General features: G+C 65.4%; 12 protein-coding genes. 7 read left to right on the forward strand and 5 right to left on the reverse strand.

Features of this window, described 5'->3' with window-relative positions; genetic code table 11:
- Positions 1–14: 14 nt before the first annotated feature.
- The 3 genes from ABD024_RS02505 to ABD024_RS02515 all read left to right on the forward strand — a co-directional run bounded on the left by ABD024_RS02505 (position 15) and on the right by ABD024_RS02515 (position 5500).
- Entirely contained in the window at positions 15–1826 is a 1812-nt protein-coding gene (locus tag ABD024_RS02505; RefSeq protein WP_343849276.1) for a tetratricopeptide repeat-containing sulfotransferase family protein, read from the forward strand.
- A 90-nt stretch (positions 1827–1916) separates the two neighbouring features.
- Entirely contained in the window at positions 1917–3467 is a 1551-nt protein-coding gene (locus ABD024_RS02510; RefSeq protein WP_343849278.1) for a tetratricopeptide repeat-containing sulfotransferase family protein, read from the forward strand.
- Between the two features lie 185 nt (positions 3468–3652).
- Positions 3653–5500 carry a sulfotransferase gene (locus ABD024_RS02515; protein ID WP_343849280.1) on the forward strand — a complete coding sequence of 616 codons (1848 nt, stop codon included), beginning with the start codon at positions 3653–3655 and terminating at the stop codon, positions 5498–5500.
- Positions 5501–5649: 149 nt separating this feature from the next.
- Here ABD024_RS02515 and ABD024_RS02520 read toward each other — a convergent pair whose 3' ends face one another.
- Positions 5650–7299, reverse strand: a complete 1650-nt coding sequence (locus ABD024_RS02520; protein ID WP_343849282.1) for a tetratricopeptide repeat-containing sulfotransferase family protein — start codon at positions 7297–7299, stop codon at positions 5650–5652.
- Positions 7296–8873 (reverse strand): tetratricopeptide repeat-containing sulfotransferase family protein, encoded by a 1578-nt coding sequence (locus ABD024_RS02525; protein ID WP_343849284.1) that lies wholly within the window; start codon positions 8871–8873, stop codon positions 7296–7298. Before ABD024_RS02525 ends, ABD024_RS02520 begins: the two co-directional genes overlap by 4 nt.
- Positions 8874–9032: 159 nt before the next feature.
- Between ABD024_RS02525 and ABD024_RS02530 the strand changes: the two genes are divergently transcribed.
- The gene (locus ABD024_RS02530) at positions 9033–10355 is read left to right on the forward strand and encodes an aspartyl/asparaginyl beta-hydroxylase domain-containing protein (protein ID WP_343854438.1); all 1323 of its coding nucleotides are present in this window, start codon (positions 9033–9035) and stop codon (positions 10353–10355) included.
- An 80-nt stretch (positions 10356–10435) separates the two neighbouring features.
- On the opposite strand, the gene grxD is transcribed toward ABD024_RS02530, so the two are convergent.
- From grxD to ABD024_RS02545, 3 genes are all read right to left on the reverse strand, one after another.
- Positions 10436–11359 carry a Grx4 family monothiol glutaredoxin gene (gene grxD / locus ABD024_RS02535; RefSeq protein WP_343849286.1) on the reverse strand — a complete coding sequence of 308 codons (924 nt, stop codon included), beginning with the start codon at positions 11357–11359 and terminating at the stop codon, positions 10436–10438.
- An 81-nt stretch (positions 11360–11440) separates the two neighbouring features.
- The gene (locus ABD024_RS02540; protein ID WP_343849288.1) at positions 11441–12043 is read right to left on the reverse strand and encodes an SGNH/GDSL hydrolase family protein; all 603 of its coding nucleotides are present in this window, start codon (positions 12041–12043) and stop codon (positions 11441–11443) included.
- A gap of 8 nt (positions 12044–12051) precedes the next feature.
- On the reverse strand, positions 12052–13296 hold the full coding sequence (locus tag ABD024_RS02545; RefSeq protein ID WP_343849290.1) for an aminotransferase class I/II-fold pyridoxal phosphate-dependent enzyme: 1245 nt from the start codon (positions 13294–13296) through the stop codon (positions 12052–12054).
- A 171-nt stretch (positions 13297–13467) separates the two neighbouring features.
- Here ABD024_RS02545 and rsgA point away from each other — a divergent pair, with 171 nt between their 5' ends.
- The 3 genes from rsgA to ABD024_RS02560 form a co-directional block, all read left to right on the forward strand.
- Positions 13468–14523, forward strand: a complete 1056-nt coding sequence (gene rsgA / locus ABD024_RS02550) for a ribosome small subunit-dependent GTPase A (RefSeq protein ID WP_343849292.1) — start codon at positions 13468–13470, stop codon at positions 14521–14523.
- A 144-nt stretch (positions 14524–14667) separates the two neighbouring features.
- Entirely contained in the window at positions 14668–15951 is a 1284-nt protein-coding gene (locus ABD024_RS02555) for a peptidase MATCAP family protein (RefSeq protein ID WP_343849294.1), read from the forward strand.
- A 98-nt stretch (positions 15952–16049) separates the two neighbouring features.
- Positions 16050–18329, forward strand: a 2280-nt coding sequence (locus ABD024_RS02560) for an NADP-dependent malic enzyme (RefSeq protein ID WP_343849296.1), incomplete at its 3' end; no start/stop codon positions are given.

Here is an 18329-nt window from a genome sequence, read left to right on the forward strand (position 1 = left end):
AGGAACCTTCCCCGTTGATTGTCAGCGCCATCAACACCGGCAACCTGCCCGAGGCGGAACGGCTGTGTCGAGCCCATTTGCAAAGACAACCGGACGACGAGAATCTGCTGGTCTTGTTGACCATGAGTCTTCAGCTCCAGCAGCGCTTTGACGAAGCTGCGGCCGTTTGTCTTCGCCTGACCGAGCTGTTTCCCGATAGCAGTCTGCATTGGTGCAATTACGCCAGCATGTTGCTTGCCGCAGGCTCGCTTGTGGAAGCAGAAGCCGCGTTTGCCACGTCAATCCGGCTGGATCCGCGCAACACGGCGCCAAGAGTTCAGTGCGGCTTGATGTGGATTCGGACCAAGGAATACCTGCGTGCCCGCGATGCGTTGCTGGGCGCATTCGAGATCGATCCCGACTCCCCCATGGTGCGGATTCATGCTGCCCATGCCTGCTGCCTGTGCCAGGATTTTCAGGGCACGGAAGGCCTGCTCAAACCATGGCGAGAGTGGTTGCCGCTCAATGACGATGCGCTGCAACTCGAGCTGGCGAAATTGCTGCAACTGATGAGCCAGGTTCCAGCATCCGAAGCCTTGCTGGAAGACCTCGCGACGAGGAATCCCTCGTACATCGAGGCGCGCCTGATTCTGGCGCAGATCTACGAGCGAAAGAACCAGCTTGATCAGGCTGAGGCGGCACTGCAATCCATTGTCTCGACGGGCGCTGCTGATGTCGGCGCGATGGCCAGCGAGGCCGTTCACCTGCGCGCCACGTTGGCGCGGCGACGTGGCGACGCGCCGTTGGCGGTGGCGCTGCTGGAGCAGTGCGGTCCCCGACATCCGGACGACTATACGCATTACTTCGACCTGGCCCATGCGCGCGACAATTCGGGTGATGCCAGCGGCACGATGCAGGCCTTGCACATCGCCCATCGGCTGCAGGTCAAGGAACTTGAAATTGCTTCGCCGGAGTTCTTCCAGCCTGACGCCAAGGCGATGCCTGCCGATGTCGTGCGGGTCTCGGGCGACGCCTATCGGAAGTGGCCATCATTGATTGCGCCGGAAGTCGAAAATTCGCCAGTCTTCATCGTCGGGTTTCCACGTTCGGGCACCACCCTTCTGGAGCAGATGCTTGATGCCCACCCGCAGCTGCAGTCAATGGATGAGAACCCCTTTTTCAACCGGCTCGCCGAGAAGCTTCGTCGGCATGACGCGCGTATCCTGGATAATCTTGACGTCCTGCGGCAATACGATTGCGACGAATTGCGCAAACTCTATCTGATCATGGTGTCGGAGCGAATCAAGCGACGCTGGGATGCGCAACTGGTCGACAAGAACCCGCTGAACATGCTCTGGATGCCGATGATCTTTCGGCTGTTCCCGCGCGCGAAGTTCATTCTGGCGCTGCGCCATCCGTGCGACGTGGTCCTCAGTTGTTATATGCAGAACTTCCGCTCCAGCATTCTTGGCGCGGCGTGTTCCAGCCTCGAGCGCCTGGCCGCGGCATATGTGCAGTCCATGCAGTACTGGCTGGAGGATGTGGAGATATTCCAACCCGACCTGCTGATTTCCCGCTACGAGGATCTGGTAGCGGACTTCCCCCGGCAGAGTCAGCGGATCGCGCGGTTCCTGAACCTGGAGGACGCCGAGCCGTTGCTGAGCTTCGATCAGCATGCGCGCAACAAGGGGTATATCGGAACGCCCAGCTATACGCAGGTAATCGAGCCGGTGAACAAGAGAGGGCTCAATCGCTGGAAGAAATACCCTCGCGAGTTCGAACCAGTGCTGCCGATCCTTGAGCCCATGCTGAGATACTGGGGCTATACGGACGAGGTGGACTGTTGAGTGTTCCGCGAGATGGCGGGACAGTTCGAATATGCAGTCTTAGCGTGTCGATCCAGCAAGTTGCCGCCATGCTCGCCAGGAAAAGTTCAAATGAGTGAATCAACCACCCGACTCTGGAGCCGTGCCCAGCGGTATCTGGCCAATGGCCATATGGTTCCCGCCCGTATCTCGCTGGAATCGCTGCTGCAGCGTGATCCGGCACATATCGAGGCACGACTTGCGCTTGGTCGGATTGCGCAAGTCGATGGGCGTATTCGCGATGCCGTCCGTTGCATGCTCGGAGTCGCCCACGACCTGCCTGCGGATGCGGGGATGATTTCAGAAACAGCGGAAATTCTGTTGGGGTTGGGAGAGACGCTGGCGGCACGGTCCTGCCTGGATCATCCTTTGCTGAACGAGACCTCGGACGGAACACTGCTGACGCGACTGGCTGCGTTGCGCAAGATGCTTGGCGAACATACAGAAGCCCTGAATCTGCTGAATCGGGCCAAGGCCGCGGGCGAGAATTCCGCCAATTTCCGCTTCCACCGTGCGCTGGAATTGATCTTCAATGGCCACATGCAGGAGGCGGCAGCGGAGCTCAACAGTGCCCTAGACCTGCAGCCGACGTTCGGGAGGGCGGCGCTGGCGTTGACCAGGCTGCGCAAGCAAACCCCCGAACAGAACCATCTGGTGGACTTGCGCCGCCGTCTCGCGACGGTCAGTCCGGGGTCGGAAGATCACGCCGCGCTGGAATTCGCCTTCTACAAGGAGCTGGAAGATACGGGAAGCTACGAGGAGGCCTGGACCGCATTGGAGCGCGGCAACCGGCTCATGTTCGCGCGGCAACATCATGATCCGGCATTCGCCTGGCGCCTCTTCGAGCATCTGGTCACGCGCTGCACGCCCCAGCTCCTGAAGGCCGACGATGTCGTTCATGAGGGGCCACAGCCGATCTTCATCGTTGGCATGCCGCGATCCGGCACGACCCTGCTCGATCGTGTGCTGAGCAATCACTCGATGGTGACTTCGGCGGGCGAACTGGACGAGTTTGGTCTTCAGCTCCGATGGGCGGCCGACCATGGCGTCACTCTCGACGGGCACGTGCTGGAGTGCCTCGATGAGCTGGATTTTTCCGAACTGGGGCGTCGCTACCTGGCTCAGACCCAGTGGCGCGCAAACGGTGCGCCGTTCTACGTGGACAAGTTGCCGCGAAACTGGATGGTTGCCGGTCTCATCCATCGCGCCTTGCCGCAGGCGCGTATTCTTAACCTCGTCCGCGATCCGATGGACGTATGCTTTTCCAACTACAGGGCCCTGCTCGGAGAGGCGTTTCCGTGGAGCTACGATCTGAACGCTCTTGCGCAGCATTACCAGCAGTATCGGCAGGTGATGGCGCACTGGCATGCAGCCATGCCAGGCGTCATTCTCGATGTCGATTATGCTGACTTGACGCGCGCCCCGGAAACGACCGCCCGCAAGGTGCTGGCTTTCTGCGGACTGGAATGGGAGCCGGGATGTGCCGACGTGACCCGCAACAAGGCCGCGGTCGCCACGCTGAGCATGTCGCAGGTGCGCGAACCTATCCATACCCGCTTTTTCGACGAGTGGCGTCGTTATGAAAAGCATCTGCTGCCGTTGCGGCAGGCGATCAACGCCTGAGCCAACGGGTCAATAGGTAGAGCCCGAACAAAGGATGGCGGGCCGGTCCAGTCTCGAATCGTCGAAGGTGCATCCTGCCTCGGCGATTGCGTCTGACGATAAGGTTGTCACCGTTACACCGACGAAGTCAGTCCGATATCGCGTCGCCGACGTGCAGCTCAATCAATCCCAATGATGGCCAATCTGTGAAACTGCCAGTCCCTTTCATCCAGTTGCCGTTGCAGTTTGACGCCGGAGTTCTCGCGCAAGAGATCGCCGTGTTTGGCGAACAGCACTGGCATGAGCACCCGCAGAAGTACCCTGGCAATCTCTGGCTTCCATTGATCGCAGTCGATGGCAGCCCCGACAACGACTCGTTTGCCGGTGCGATGCGGCCTACACCGTACCTCCTGCAATGCCCGTATCTGATGCAGGTGCTGTCTCGCATTGGTGCGGTATGGGGACGGACGCGCCTGATGAAGCTGACCGGCCAGGCCGAAGTGAGCCCGCACTTCGATGTGAACTATTACTGGCGCGCACGCGCACGCGTGCACATTCCCATCGTGACCAAGCCGACCGTGCGATTCATCTGCGGAGAAGGTGAAGTCAACATGGGACCTGGGGAGTGCTGGATTTTCGATACCTGGCGCACGCATCACGTAATCAATGGTTCCGACGACGAGCGAATCCACCTGGTCGCAGATACCGTCGGCAGCGACGAGTTCGGGGAACTGGTCCGGGATGGGCGGATGCCGGGCAATCACATGCCGGAGGGGTGGCATGCGGAGCCGGTCGTGCCGACCGCCGAAAGGCACCCCGCATTGCGCTACGAATCGGTCAACCTGCCGGTAGTCATGACGCCGTGGGAGCTGCGCGAGCACATCAGCTTTCTGATGCGCGAAGTACGCCCGCATGCACAGCTTGAACCCGCCCAGCAGGTCACCTCGCGCTTCCTTGCCGCATGGCAGGCGCTGTGGTCCGAGTACGGGACCGATCCGGCCGGCCTGCCCGCCTATCGCAAAGCGTTGGGCACGTACGAACAGTGGCTGAAGAATTCCGCGCCGTCGTTGCAGCTCGTCAACGGTTCGTCACTGCTGGTTGCGCTGAGGCTGATGGTTCTGTCGGTGGCCATTGGTGACAGCAGTGGCAATCGCGACGGTGGCGAATTGCGTCAGGCCACGACGGTCGCGATGTCGAAGCCTGGTGATGGGAGGAGTGTCCGCGACCCCATTTTCGACCGCCCGGTGTTCATCATTTCGCCGCCCCGTTCCGGTTCCACCTTGCTGTTCGAAACGCTGATGAAGGCCCCCAACCTGTTCACCATCGGTCGCGAGAGCCACGCCTTGATCGAGGGTGCGCGCGGCCTCAGTGCCGACGACCGCGGCTATGAATCCAACAGACTCGACGCAACCGCAGCGACGCCAGAACTGATCGAGGAATTGCGTCACCGCTTCCTGGCCGAGTTGCGCGACAGGGATGGAAGTGCACCGGAGCGTCGACCGCTTCGAATGCTCGAGAAAACGCCGAAGAATGCCTTGCGCATCCCGTTCCTGGCAAGGATATTCCCCGAAGCGCAGTTCATCTACCTGCATCGCGATCCGCGCCAGACCCTGAGCAGCATGATCGAGGCCTGGCAATCAGGCCGATTCCGCACTTACCCGAATCTTCCCGGGTGGGAAGGCCTGCCTTGGTCGTTGCTGCTGGTGCCCGGGTGGCGCGATCTGAAGGGGCTGCCGTTGCAGGAGATCGTGGCGGCACAGTGGAACACGACCATGCGCATCCTGCTGGACGACCTCAATGCCCTGCCGGCGGAGCGTTGTCATATTGCCCGGTATGACGCGCTCCTCGAGAATCCGGCCGCCGAGGTGGGGCGACTATGCGCCGCGCTCGGGCTTGATTGGGATCGTTCGCTCGATGGCGTGTTGCCGCTTGCGCGCTACACCGTGACCGCGCCGGCTACCGACAAGTGGCGTCGGCATTCGGATCTGATCAGGCAGGTTCTTCCCGGCTTGCAGGACACGCTGGATCGTGCCGAACGGTTCGTCGCGCGTTGATTGACCGGGCATATCGTCCTTGGTCTGACCACCAGGATGTTTTCCGACCCTGTCGCTGATGACTCAGCGATTCGGAGGACACGGTAGTGGCATGATCATGGCCGGTAGGGCCAGGTGGAAACCGCAGGGCCAGAAGCTTTTCGGCGGGGTCAGTCGTGATGGAATTTGAGCAGCTCGGGCAGATAGGGCAGGTAGTCCTTCCAACGCCCGACGGATCGCGTATAGACCGGTTGGCGGGCCTGCCAGGCGCTTGCCGTGCGGATCGCGCGATCGTCACTGCTGGAATGAGGAGGGTCCAACTCAGGCAGCCCAAGCCAGCGTGCAAGCGTGGCAATACAAGCGCCAGGCTCGCGCACGAGATCTTCGTAACGTACGGTGTGGATCGAAGACGCGTAGCGGACATGCCAATGCGACATCAAACGGTGGCAGCCGCGAATCATCGCGGCAATGTCGGCGAAATCGTAGGCGTAATCGTGGGCGCGATCGTGGAACGACTGCGTCCACAGCGAAAGTGCAATATCCCGTGAGTTGCGCTGACAATGAATGATGCGCGCGTTGGGCCACAGCGCCATGATCAGGTCGATATGCAATAGATTGAGCGGCTGCTTGTCGATGAACCAACGGGCGTTCGAGTCGTCCTGTCGCAGGTGTGCTGCATAGACGGCCGCGGCGTCTTCGAATGGCTTGCTCCGGTCGCGCGGCGCAGTTGAAAGTTTCTGTGCGACCTGCTGAAGCCATCCCAGTTCACCACGATTGCAGACCAGCGGATGACGGGCGATCAGCTCTGCCAGCAAGGTGGTGCCGGAGCGTGGCACGCCGACGATGAACACCGGTACCCAATCGGTCGGAGCGGCAAGTATCCACGGGCAAGCCGGCGCCGCCAGTCGCGCTTCGACGATGCGTTTCCATTGCTTGCGCGACCACGAGCCGCTCGCTTTGGCGCGCGCGTTGGCCTCACGGAAGTGCACCGCGGCCTGCGCATAGTCGGCGATGTCGTCACAGGCTTTGCCCAAGGCGAACAGCGTGGTCGTACGTGCCTTCTCGCTCAATCCGGGTTGCGCAAGCACTCGGCGAAACAGGGCAAAGTCGGGGTGGTTGGCATCGGCATAACGCTGCAGGCCGGACAAGCCGATGGGAATGTTCCATTCCACGGCATCGGTGGCATGGGCAAGCGCGAAGTCATAATGCTCGCGCACGCGATGAAACTGACCCAACTGGATGCCCAGCATGCCCGCGTAGGCATGCAGACGTGGGTCCTCCTGCAGACCGCCGCTCAGCGCGGCCTCGCAGATGCGCGCGGCGTCCTGCGGACGGCCGCAGTCGTCGAGCACTTCAACAGCTCGGATCACTGTGTCCGCGTCATGCCGGCCATGTTCGAACAGCTGAAGCAGCGTGTCTGTAGCGGCCTGCACCCGCCCCTGTTCGAGCAGCAGCCGCACCAGCAGAAACGAAGCACTGACGTGTGTGGGGTGCTGTGACAACCAGCCGCGAAGCAGGGCTTCGGCCTGGGCGTGGCTGTGCATCTGCCAGTACAGCCCGGCCAGGCCCACGCACAGTTCGCCAGAAGCTGGGTAGCAAGCTGACGCCCTTGCAAATACCGCCAATGCGGCTTCCATGTCCGCACGCAACACCAGGGCGCGGCCACACTCCAGCCATACGTGCTCCGGAGCCGACGCCAGTGCGTCCAGCAGTATCTGGCGGGCGGTCTGCACGGAACCGTGGTTGAGGCCCTGGTAGTAGGCGGCCAGGTAGGGCTCGCTCGTGCCCGACGCCGGCGACGTCGGATTGGCGGGGGTCATGATGGCGGCGGCGGCAGATTCAGCGCTTCGCGCAGCGGATCGAGCAGGTTCCCGTAATGCTGCGAACGCGCCGTGTCCTGGCGCAGGGGTTGTCGCACTTGGGTGGCACTGGGTGAGCGCACCTCGCGCCTGTTCTCGTGAAACTTGAGGCAGGCGACCTCGAACGGCAACCCGCAGAAGTCCAGCAGTTCGCGGATCTGCGTTTCCGGCTGACTGAGCAGTGCTTCGTAGCTGTGTTCGCGCACGTATTCGGGGTACAGAGCAGCCGAGCGCGTGACGCTGCGGTCGAAGTCGTGCCAGAAGCTGGCCAGGTCCTCGAACGTGCGGGTGTAGCCGTTGCTGCTGTCCAGACGCTGCCGGTAACAGGAAAAGCAGGTCTCCAGCGGGTCGCGACGGCACACCACGATGCGCGCAGCCGGCAGCATGGCGCGAATGGCGGCGATGTAGATCCAGTTGTTGGGCAGCTTGTCGGCAACAATCGGGCGTTCGCGCCGCCAGCGCGCGGTGCGCTCGAGATAGCGGCGCCCCAGTCGCGCCCAGTCGGATGCTTGCGCGTCGCCAACCCATTGCGGGAACGGCTTGCCCTGTCGGCGCGATTCTTCGGCCAGCACCTGCGGCAGATCGGGCAATTCGCCGGCGCCCTGCACCGAGGAATGCGTGGCCAGAATCTGCTCGACCAGTGTGGATCCCGAGCGTGGCAGGCCGACAATGAAGATGGCCTCGCGGCCAAGCGGCTCGGAGGCCACCGTCGGTGCCTGCTCGAAGGCGGCGCCGACGGCAGCGACCTGGCTGGAGAATGCCCGTGCATCCCAGGCCTGTTGGCGTCGCGCGATGGCGTTGGCCTGTTGCAGCACCGCCAGCGATTCCGTGTAATTGCCGGCATCGTCCAGCGCCTTGGCCAACGCGAAGCCGATGGCGATGCGATCGTGTTCGGTGGCATCGTCGCGTTGCAAGGCGGCGCGCATCTGATCCCTATCCGTTTCGGTGAAGGGTTGCGTCCGAAGATCGGCCAGCCCCCACCATGCCATGCCTTCAGCGGGACGTATCCCGATCAAGTTGCGGTATTCGGTGGCTGCTTCGTCGACTTGTCCTCGCGTGCGCAGAATGTCGGCGAGCAGGGCGCGTGCGGCGAGATGGTCGGGCATCAGTGAAACGGCACGCCGCAACACCTCGGTGGCCTCCTCGTTGCGCACGCACTTCGTAAGCATTACTCCGAGGTTGTACCAGGCAAGAGCCAGCCCGGGCAGGAGTTCACAGGTGCGGCGCAAGGCGTCGATCGCGGCCTCATAGTCACCCGCGTTGCCCAGCAGCGTGCCCATGGTGTTGTGATAGAGCGCATCCCGCGGCTGCTGCGCCAGCGCGCGCTGCATTACCCGGATCGCGTCCTGGTGCTGGCCGCGCAGATCATGGATGCCGGCCTTCATTCGCAGTACTTCCGGATGTTCCGGATGCACGGCGAGGGCTTGCGCGAGATACTGCTCCGCCTCGTTGACGCGCCCCGCATCAAGCGCTTCGCCGGCGGCCATGACGTCCCGGGTAACACTCGCTTCCAGCCCTTGCAGACGCGAATTCATCAGAACCTCTGGTCAGCTAGCCAATTCCACAGCGCGTTACCGGCGAACCCCCCGGGGTCTCGCACCGTCTGTCGCAACCCTTCTATTATGCCTGCGGATACAGCGATGGGGATCGGCGGTAGTATTGAGAGGCAATGGGGCAAGATGGCGGATGAGGCAATGAATAGCGGGCTTCAGGGCGACGCGGTTGCGCTGCGGGCGAGGGCGCTGGAAGGGGTACGGCAGGGGGATCCTGCACTGGCGGAGCGCTGCTTCACCCAGCTGCTGGAACTGGTGCCGGATGATGTCGAGGCATTGCAGTTCGTGGCTGCCCGCCATTTCGCGCGCGGTGATGCCATGCGTGCAGTGGCCATGCTGCTGGTTGCGCAGCAGGCCCAGCCCGAGGATCCCAATACGCTTCACCATCTGGGTGCGGCCCAGTCGCTGGTCCATGACTGGCAGGGCGCTGCCGACAGCCTGAAGCGTTGCCTGCATGTCGCGCCGCAAATGTTCATTGCGCGATTGCGGTTGGGAATTGCGCTTGAGCAACTTGGTAACATCCACGAAGCGCTGGTCGCCTATTTCGGCGCGATAAACACCGCTCAGGCGCAGGGGCGCTGGATGAGCGATGCCACTACTGCGCCGGGCCTGCAGGCGGCAGTGAGGCACGCTATCGGATTCATCGACGGCGGACGCCGGCAGCTGTTCGATGCCGTGCTGGAACCGTTGCGTCAGCGGTACGGGTCATCCGACCTGACGCGCGTTGAGGAATGCCTCGCCATCTACCTTGGCGAGAAGCTCCCTTCGTTGCCTGACCCGCGGCAGCAACCCAAGTTTCTCTATTTCCCCGGTGTGCCGAGCCAGCCCTATTATCCGCGCGAACGCTTCCCGTGGTTGGCAGAACTCGAGGCCAATACCGCGACGATCCGCGAGGAACTGCGTGCCGTGCTGTCGCAGCCCAAGGTTTTGGAGTCGTTCCTGCTGACGGATTCGCCGCAGGACGCGGCAGATCTGCTGCGATCCTCCGGCTCCCAGGACCCCGCGTGGGACGCGTATTTCTTCCATCGGCATGGGGAACGTTACGAAGCCCATGCTGAGCGTTGCCCGCGAACGGCCGCAGTGCTCGACTCGTTGCCGCTGGCCCGGGTTCGCGAGCACTCGCCGGAAACGCTGTACTCGGTGTTGCGACCGGGCACGCATATTCTGCCGCACCGGGGCGTTACAAATACCCGACTGGTTACCCACCTGCCGCTCATCGTGCCGTCGGATTGCGCTTTGCGCGTGGGTGGGGAAATCCATGCATGGCGTGAGGGTCGCTGCGTCACCTTCGATGACACGTTTGAACATGAGGCGTGGAACAACAGCAGCGAGACACGGGTGGTTCTGATCCTGGACAGCTGGAATCCCGACCTCAGCGAAGCCGAGAGGGCAGCCGTAGCCGACTTGGTGGGGGCGATAGGCGACTTCAATCGGCAGTGCGACATACCCACGCCTAGGGGTTGAGCCCGTACGTCGCGGGACGGACTCCGCCCTGTCGCTTCCTCATCAAAAATGTACCAGCGCGATGGTGAGTTAAACCCCGCTCAGTAGCGCGGCACGCTGGAGTCCACCTCGCTGGCCCATGCGTCCATGCCGCCTTCCACGTTGTAGATATTGCTGAAGCCGTGCGCGGCGAAGCGTTCGGCCATGGCTCGGCTGGACACGCCGTGGTGGCAGATGAAGGCCAGCGCGGTGTCCTTCGGCAGGTTGGTCAGGCTCTCGTAGCCTTCCTCCTCCAGCACCCGGGCCGGCGCCAGCGGTGCGGCCTGGGCGCGGCCGGCGGCGGGACGCACGTCGATCAGGGTGATGTCGTTGGCGGCCAGCCGCTGCTTCAGCTGCTGCACGCTGAGCGGCTTGATCTCGGTGGCGCCGGGGAATTTCAGGCTCAGACCCTCGCCCTGCACGGTGGAGACCCAGTCGATCACGATGCCCTTGGCACGCTGGGCGCTGGCCGGGTCGAAGTGCACTTCGAGGCCGTTCGCGCGGGCCACGATGTCGTGCTCGCCGGCCGGCGCCAGCTGGAAGCCGGCGCTGTGGTCGGGACCGATCTCCAGGTGCAGCGCCACGCCCTGCGCGTTCGCGGTGCCCTGACGGATCGCCTCGGCGGCGGCGTCGGTGATGGTGATTTCCGGCGGGGTGCGGTCCGGCGCGGCGATCCCGAACAGCTGGTGCAGTTCGCCGCTGCCGTACATTTGGTGGATGATGTCGGCGCCGCCGACCAGCTCGCCTTCCACGTACAGCTGCGGGATCGTCGGCCAGTCGCCGTAGGCCTTGATGCCCTCGCGGATCTCCGGATCGTCCAGCACGTTGACCGTGTGGTACTCCGGCAACAGCTCGTTCAGCGTGTTGGTGGCCGCGGCGGAGAAGCCGCACATCGGCTGCTGGCGGTTGCCCTTCATGAACAGCACCACGCGGTGGTCCTTGAGCAGGGTTTCGATACGTTCGCGGGTGGCAGTGTCGAGGGACATGGGGAACTCCGGCAAAGAATGACGGTAATGATACGCCGCCCCGATATGCGGGGCGGCGCGGAGGTCTTCAAGGCACGGCGGTCAAGGCGCCGCGAGCGCGGCCCGCACGGCCGGCTCGATCGCCTCCAGCCACAACGCGTATTGCGCGGCCGAAGGGTGCAGGCCGTCGTCGGCGAGCAGGTCGGGATACCGGCGCGAGATGCCGGTGATATCGACGAAGCGGGCGCCGGCGCGTTCGCTTTCAGCGCGGGCCAGCGCGTTGTAAGCGTCCAGCTCGGCGGCGATGCGTGCGCGGTCGCGGCCCTGCTCGCGGGCGAAGCGAGTGACGCCCCAGTCGGGGATCGACGCCACCACCACGCGCGCGGCACGGTCGCCGGCCAGCGCGATCGCGCGGTCCAGGAGGCCGGCGAACTGTGCGCGGTAGTCGTCGGCCGGGCGGCCGCGGTACTGGTTGTTCACGCCGATCTGCAGCGTCACCAGGTCGTAGGGCGGCAGCAGTGCCGCGGCGTCCATGCCTTGCGCCAGTTCGTCGGTGGTCCAGCCGGTGGCGGCAACGATCTGCGGCTCGTCGATCGGCGTGCCGCTGCGGCGCAGGCGCTGCACCAGCACGGCCGGCCAGCGTTCATGCGTCGTCACCGCCTCGCCGATGGTGTAGGAGTCGCCGAGGGCGAGACAGGTCAGCATGGCGCGGCTCAGGCCATCGCGACAGCGGACGAGGTCTGTTCGCGCGCCATGTGAGCCAGCACCCGCTCGATCCGCACGAACACCTCGCGCAGTTGCGCGGGCGGCGGCAGCAGAGTCAGTCGGAAGTGGCGGCTGCGCGACACGTTGAAGCTGCTGCCGGGTACCACGAGGACGGATTCCTCCTCCAGCAGGCGCAGCGCGAAGGCCTCGTCGTCGAAGCTGGCGAGGCGGTCGGCACGCACCTGCGGGAACGCGTACAGCGCGCCATCCGGAGCTACCAGTTCCAGGTAGTCGCTGGCGGCGACGCCTTCCAGCACGGCCTGGCGCGCCTCGTGCAGGCGCCCGCCAGGCGTGGTCAGCGCGCCGATCGTCGGCGCGTCCTGCAGTGCCGGCAACACCGCCCATTGCGCGGTGACGTTTGCGCACAGGCGCAGCGCGGCCAGCAGCTGCAGCGCGTCGCGGTACGCCGTCGTGCGCGCCGGATCGCCGGACAGGCTCATCCAGCCGACCCGGTAGCCGCAGGCGCGGTGCACCTTGGACAGGCCGCCGAAGCTGAGGCAGGGCCACACGCCGGCCACCTCGGCCAGCGGCTGGAAAGTGGCGCCGTCGTACAGGATCTCGTCGTAGATCTCGTCGGACAGCAGCAGCAGGCGGTGCCGCGCCGCGATCGTCACCAGCCGTTCCAGCAGCGCGCGCGGATAGACCGCGCCGGTCGGGTTGTTCGGGTTGATCAGCACCAGGGCGCGAGTGCGCGGCGTGATCAGCGCCTCGATCTCGTCCGGATCGGGCAGGTGGCCGTGACGGGCGAGGCAGCGGTAATAGCGTGGCTGGCCGCCGTTGAGGATGGTGGCGGCGCTCCACAACGGGTAGTCCGGGCTCGGCAGCAACACCTCGTCGCCGGCCTGCAGCAGGGCGCGCAGCGACAGGTCGATCAACTCGCTGACGCCGTTGCCGATGAAGATGCGCTCGGGTTCGACGCCCTGGCCGCCACGTGCGCGCTGCTGCGCGGCGATCGCCTCGCGGGCGATTTCCAGGCCCTGTTCGTGGCCGTAGGCCTCGCTCTCGTGCAGGTGGCCGGCAATCGCCTCGCGCAGGTGCGCCGGCGCCGCGAAGCCGTAGCGGCCGGGGTTGCCGATGTTGAGCTTGATGATGTCGAGGCCGGCAGCCTCCAGTTCGCGCGCGCGCCGGGTCAGCGCGCCGCGGATTTCATAGCGCACGTCCGCCAGGTGCGCACTGGGTGTGATCGAGGCCAACGCCGGTGTCCTTGTGCAAGTTGAGATCGACAGGCGGCCATGCCGCCGGCGGCTTGATGCTAGCAGCGTGGTGCAGTGCAGCGCGAGCGGCATTTGGGCCGGATTCCGGTTCATCGTCGGGCAATCTTCAGGCAAGGCATAATCACCGAACCGAGCCGACCGAACTTCCCCATGAGCGATGCCGAAACGATCGAACGCCTGCGCAGCATCGGCTGGCGCGGTGATGCGCTGCCGGCCGCCGGTTTGCGCCTGGCGCGGGTGGTGGCCCAGCATCGCGCCGGCTATGAATTGCACGACGGCGGGACGCTGTTCGGCGCGCAGCCGGACGGACGTTTCCTCAAGCGCGGCATCGACGCGGCCGAGCGGCCGGTGGTCGGCGACTTCGTCGAGGTCGAGGCGGGCAAGCCGCCGCACATCGTCAACGTGCTGGCGCGGCGCACGGTGCTGTCGCGCGCGGCGGCCGGCGAGCGCTACGAGCGGCAGCTGATCGCCACCAATATCGACTACGTGCTGGTACTGACCGGTCTGGATGGCGATTTCAACCCGGCGCGGATCGAGCGCTACCTGTCGCTGACCGAGGATTCCGGCGCACAACCGGTGGTGCTGCTGAGCAAGCTGGACACGCGCGAGGACGCCGCGGCGCAGATCGACGCCTTGCGCGCAAGGCTGCCCGCCGCGACGCCGATCCATGCATTGAACGGCAAGGACCCGGCCAGCGTGGCGCAACTGGCGGCGTACCTGCAGCCGGGCGACAGCGCGGTGCTGGTCGGCTCCTCCGGCGCCGGCAAGTCGACCCTGACCAATACCCTGCTCGGCACGGCACGCATGGCCACCGCCGAAGTGCGCAGCCACGACAGCCGCGGCCGCCACACCACCACCCATCGCGCCCTGCTGCAGTTGCCCAGCGGCGGCTGCCTGATCGACACGCCGGGGATGCGCGAGCTGAAGCTCACCGGCGAGGAAAACCTCGACCTGTTCGCCGACATCGAGGCATTGGCCGAGCAATGCCGTTTCGCCGATTGCGGCCACGGCAGCGAGCCGGGCTGCGCGGTGCAGGTGGCGCTCGACAGTGGCGAGCTGGCGCCCGGGCGCTGGCGCAATTTCCTCAAGCTGCACGACGAGCGCGAGGAGCAGGCGGCGACGCTGGAAGCGCGTCTGCGTCGCCAGCGCGGCGGCCGGCCGATCGAGCGGCCGCACGGCCATCGCGGGCAGCGCGAGCGGGACTGAGCCGGCGCGCCCCGGCTTGCGCACGAGGCGCGCCAAAGCATCTAGTATCGCGGCATCGTCGTAGCGGAGCGCAGGCATGCGTCGGTTGTCTTCGTCATATTCCGAGCCGGGAGGTCGTACCGGTTCGTCGTGCGGGGCCGCGCGGTGAACGCGCCGGACGGCACCGTCGCGCCCGAGCTGCGGCGCTACGCCGCGCTCGACCAGCGCCTGCTGGCGGCGGTGCGCGGCATCCACATCTTGTCCACCGTGGCATGGCCGGCGTCGCTGGAAAGCCGCATGATCGAGGCTTACGACAAGGGCCGCTTCGCCTTGCCGGACGTGAGCTACGCGCGGCCGGACCTGTCCGCGGCGCGCGCCGAACTGGCGGCGATCGAGGCAGCTGCCGCCGAGGGCGCGGAGATCGACCCGCTGGGCGACTACCTGCGCCGCACCGCCGAATCCTGGCGGATTGCCGCGGAGATGCTGGAATCGGTCGGCACGGCCGGCGTCACCGCGCCGTCGATCGCGCTGTATGGACGTCCGGACGACATCATCCCCGGCAGCCAGCGCAGCAACCTCGATGCGGCGCGCTATTTCGTCGAGCTTTCCGACGAGCTGGGCGCGGACCTGCTGGCCGACGACAGCTGCGTGAACGTGCCGGCCGACGTGCTGCGCGGCGACCTGGCCGCCACCCTGGACGACTTCTTCGGCGCCGGCACGATCAACGTCGAGGTCGATCCCGAGCTGACCGCCAAGGCGGCCGCCGGCGCCACCCGCATCCGCCTGCGCGGCGGCGCCAGCTTCAGCGCCTATGACCGCCACCAGCTGCTGGCGCACGAGGCGTTCGTGCATTCGCTGACCGCGTTGAACGGCCGCCGGCAACCGTTGCTGGCGTCGCTGGCGCGCACCTCGCCGCGGGTCACCGCAACCCAGGAAGGCCTGGCGGTGTTCGCCGAACTGATGTCCGGCGCGATCGACATCACCCGGCTCAAGCGCATCAGCCTGCGCATCCTGGCGATCGACATGGCGCTCAACGGCGCCGACTTCGTCGAGGTCTACAAGTACTTCAGCGCCTGCGGGCAGAGCACGGCGGACAGCTTCCATTCGGCCCAGCGCGTGTTCCGCGGCGTGCCGCTGGGCGGCGGCGCGGCGTTTGCCAAGGACAACGTCTACCTGTCCGGCCTGCTCACCGTGCACACATTCTTCCGCCTGGCGTTGAAACGGCGGCGGATGGATCTGCTGCGCCACCTGTTCGCCGGCAAGCTGACCCTGCACGACGTGGTCGCATTGCAGCCACACTTCGAATCCGGCGCGATCCTGCCGCCGCGCTGGCTGCCGCCGTGGATGCAGCGTGTGCATGGACTGGCCGGCAAGCTGGCGTTCTCGGTCTTCATCAACGGCATCCAGTTGAACCGGGTGCAGGGCGAGGACTTGTTGACGAGCGTCTAGGGCCGCTGCACCGGGCCGGTCGGGGGCCTCGGTGCTAACATCACGGGAAGTCATCCGCCGCGGCAGATGGACTTCCCTTCACCGACAAAACGTATCCAATGAGCCTCCCCGAAGAACTGCGCCTTGCTGCCCTCGAATACCACCGCCTGCCGCGCCCCGGCAAGATCAAGGTCACCCCGACCACCTCGCTGCTGACCCAGCGCGACCTGTCGCTGGCCTATTCGCCCGGTGTGGCCGCGGCCTGCGATGCGATCGTGGAGGACCCGACCACGGCGGCCGAGTACACCGCGCGCTCCAACCTGGTGGCGGTGATCACCAATGGCACCGCGGTGCTGGGCCTGGGCAACATCGGGCCGCTGGCGGCCAAGCCGGTGATGGAAGGCAAGGGCGTGCTGTTCCAGAAGTTCGCCGGCATCGACGTGTTCGACATCGAGATCGACGAGAACGACCCGGACAAGCTGGTCGACATCATCGCCAGCCTCGAGCCCACCTTCGGCGGCATCAACCTGGAAGACATCAAGGCGCCGGAGTGCTTCATCGTCGAGCGCAAGCTGCGCGAGCGGATGAAGATCCCGGTGTTCCACGACGACCAGCACGGCACCTCGATCATCGTCGGCGCGGCGGTGCTGAATGCGCTGGTGGTGGTGGGCAAGAAGATCGAGGACATCCGCGTGGCCACCACCGGCGCCGGCGCGGCGGGAATCGCCTGCCTCGACATGCTGGTGGCGCTGGGCGTGAAGCCCGAGCACATCCTGGCGTTCGATCGCCACGGCGTACTGCACAGCGAGCGCACTGATCTGGATCCGGACAAGCAGCGCTACGCGCGCGACACCAGGGCGCGCACGCTGGCCGAGATCGTCGAGGGTGCGGACGTGTTCCTGGGCCTCTCCGCCGGCGGCATCCTGAAGCCGGAGATGGTCGCCACGATGGCCGCGCGGCCGATCATCTTCGCGCTGGCCAACCCCAACCCGGAGATCACCCCGGAAGAGGCGAAGGCGGTGCGGCCGGACTGCATCATGGCCACCGGCCGCTCGGATTACCCGAACCAGGTCAACAACGCGCTGTGCTTCCCGTACCTGTTCCGCGGCGCGCTGGACGTGGGCGCCACGGTGATCAACGAGCCGATGAAGATCGCCTGCGTCAAGGCGATCGCGGCGCTGGCGCGGCGCGAGTCGTCCGACGTCAGCGCGCGCGCCTATGGCGGCAAGCCACCCAGCTTCGGCCCGGACTACCTGATCCCGCAGCCGTTCGACCCGCGCCTGCTGTTGCAGCTGCCGCCGGCGGTGGCGCGGGCGGCGATGGACTCGGGCGTGGCGACGCGGCCGATGGCCGACTTCGCCGAGTACAACGATCGCCTGACCAGCTTCGTGTTCCGCACCGGTCTGCTGATGAAGCCGGTGTTCGAGCGCGCCAAGTCCGACCCATGCCGGCTGGTCTACGCCGAAGGCGAGGAGGAAACCGTGCTGCGCGCGGTGCAGGTGGTGGTCGACGAAGGCCTGGCCAAACCCATCCTGATCGGCCGTCCGGAAGTGATCGAGAAGCGCATCAAGCGCGCTGGCCTGCGCATCAAGCTGGGCGTGGACGTCGAGATCTGCAACATCAACAGCGACCCGCGCTTCGACGACTACTGGCAGCACTACCACCGCTTGATGCAGCGCCGCGGGGTGACTCCGTCGATGGCCAAGGCGGTGGTTCGCTCACGGCCCACCGCGATCGCCGCGCTGATGGTCGAACGCGGCGAAGCCGACGCGATGATCTGCGGCCTGGTCGGCCAGTACCAGGGCAAGCTGCGCTACATCCGCGACATCATCGGCCTGGACGCCGGCGTAGTCGAACCGTCGGCGATGGCCGCGGTATCCACCGACAAGGGCACGTTCTTCTACCTCGATACGCATGTGCAGGACGATCCGTGTCCGGAGCAGATCGCGGAGGCAACCTTGCAGGCGTCGATCCGGCTGAAACTGTTCGGCATCGTGCCGAAGATCGCGCTGCTGTCCGGCGGCAACTTCGGCAGCCGCGACACCTGCGGCGCGAAGAAGATGCGCAAGGCGCTGGAGCTGATCCGCGCCCGTGCGCCGCGGCTCGAAGTGGAGGGCGAGATGCAGGCCGACGTGGCGCTGACCCCGGCGCTGCGCGAGAAGCTGTTCCCGAACTCGCGGCTGCAGGACAAGGCGAACGTGTTCGTGTTCCCGAACCTGGACGCGGCGAATATCGCCTACAACATGACCCGCATGCTCAGCGACGGCGTGGTGATCGGGCCGATCCTGATGGGCGTGGCCAAGCCGGCGCACATCCTGATGCCGCAGTCGACCGTGCGGCGGGTCGTCAACATGACGGCGGTGGCCTGCGTCGAGGCGCAGATCCGCGCGGCGAACCGC

It is taken from the genome of Rhodanobacter soli, assembly GCF_039523495.1.
GTDB lineage: Bacteria > Pseudomonadota > Gammaproteobacteria > Xanthomonadales > Rhodanobacteraceae > Rhodanobacter > Rhodanobacter soli.

What these genes read in the sequence shown, in the direction of transcription:
- grxD (WP_343849286.1), bottom strand. Translation starts at nt 11,359, where the DNA reads ATGTCCCTCGACACTGCCACCCGCGAACGTATCGAAACCCTGCTCAAG.
- ABD024_RS02520 (WP_343849282.1), bottom strand. Translation starts at nt 7,299, where the DNA reads ATGACCCCCGCCAATCCGACGTCGCCGGCGTCGGGCACGAGCGAGCCC.
- ABD024_RS02530 (WP_343854438.1), top strand. Translation starts at nt 9,033, where the DNA reads ATGAATAGCGGGCTTCAGGGCGACGCGGTTGCGCTGCGGGCGAGGGCG.
- ABD024_RS02540 (WP_343849288.1), bottom strand. Translation starts at nt 12,043, where the DNA reads ATGCTGACCTGTCTCGCCCTCGGCGACTCCTACACCATCGGCGAGGCG.
- ABD024_RS02525 (WP_343849284.1), bottom strand. Translation starts at nt 8,873, where the DNA reads ATGAATTCGCGTCTGCAAGGGCTGGAAGCGAGTGTTACCCGGGACGTC.
- rsgA (WP_343849292.1), top strand. Translation starts at nt 13,468, where the DNA reads ATGAGCGATGCCGAAACGATCGAACGCCTGCGCAGCATCGGCTGGCGC.
- ABD024_RS02510 (WP_343849278.1), top strand. Translation starts at nt 1,917, where the DNA reads ATGAGTGAATCAACCACCCGACTCTGGAGCCGTGCCCAGCGGTATCTG.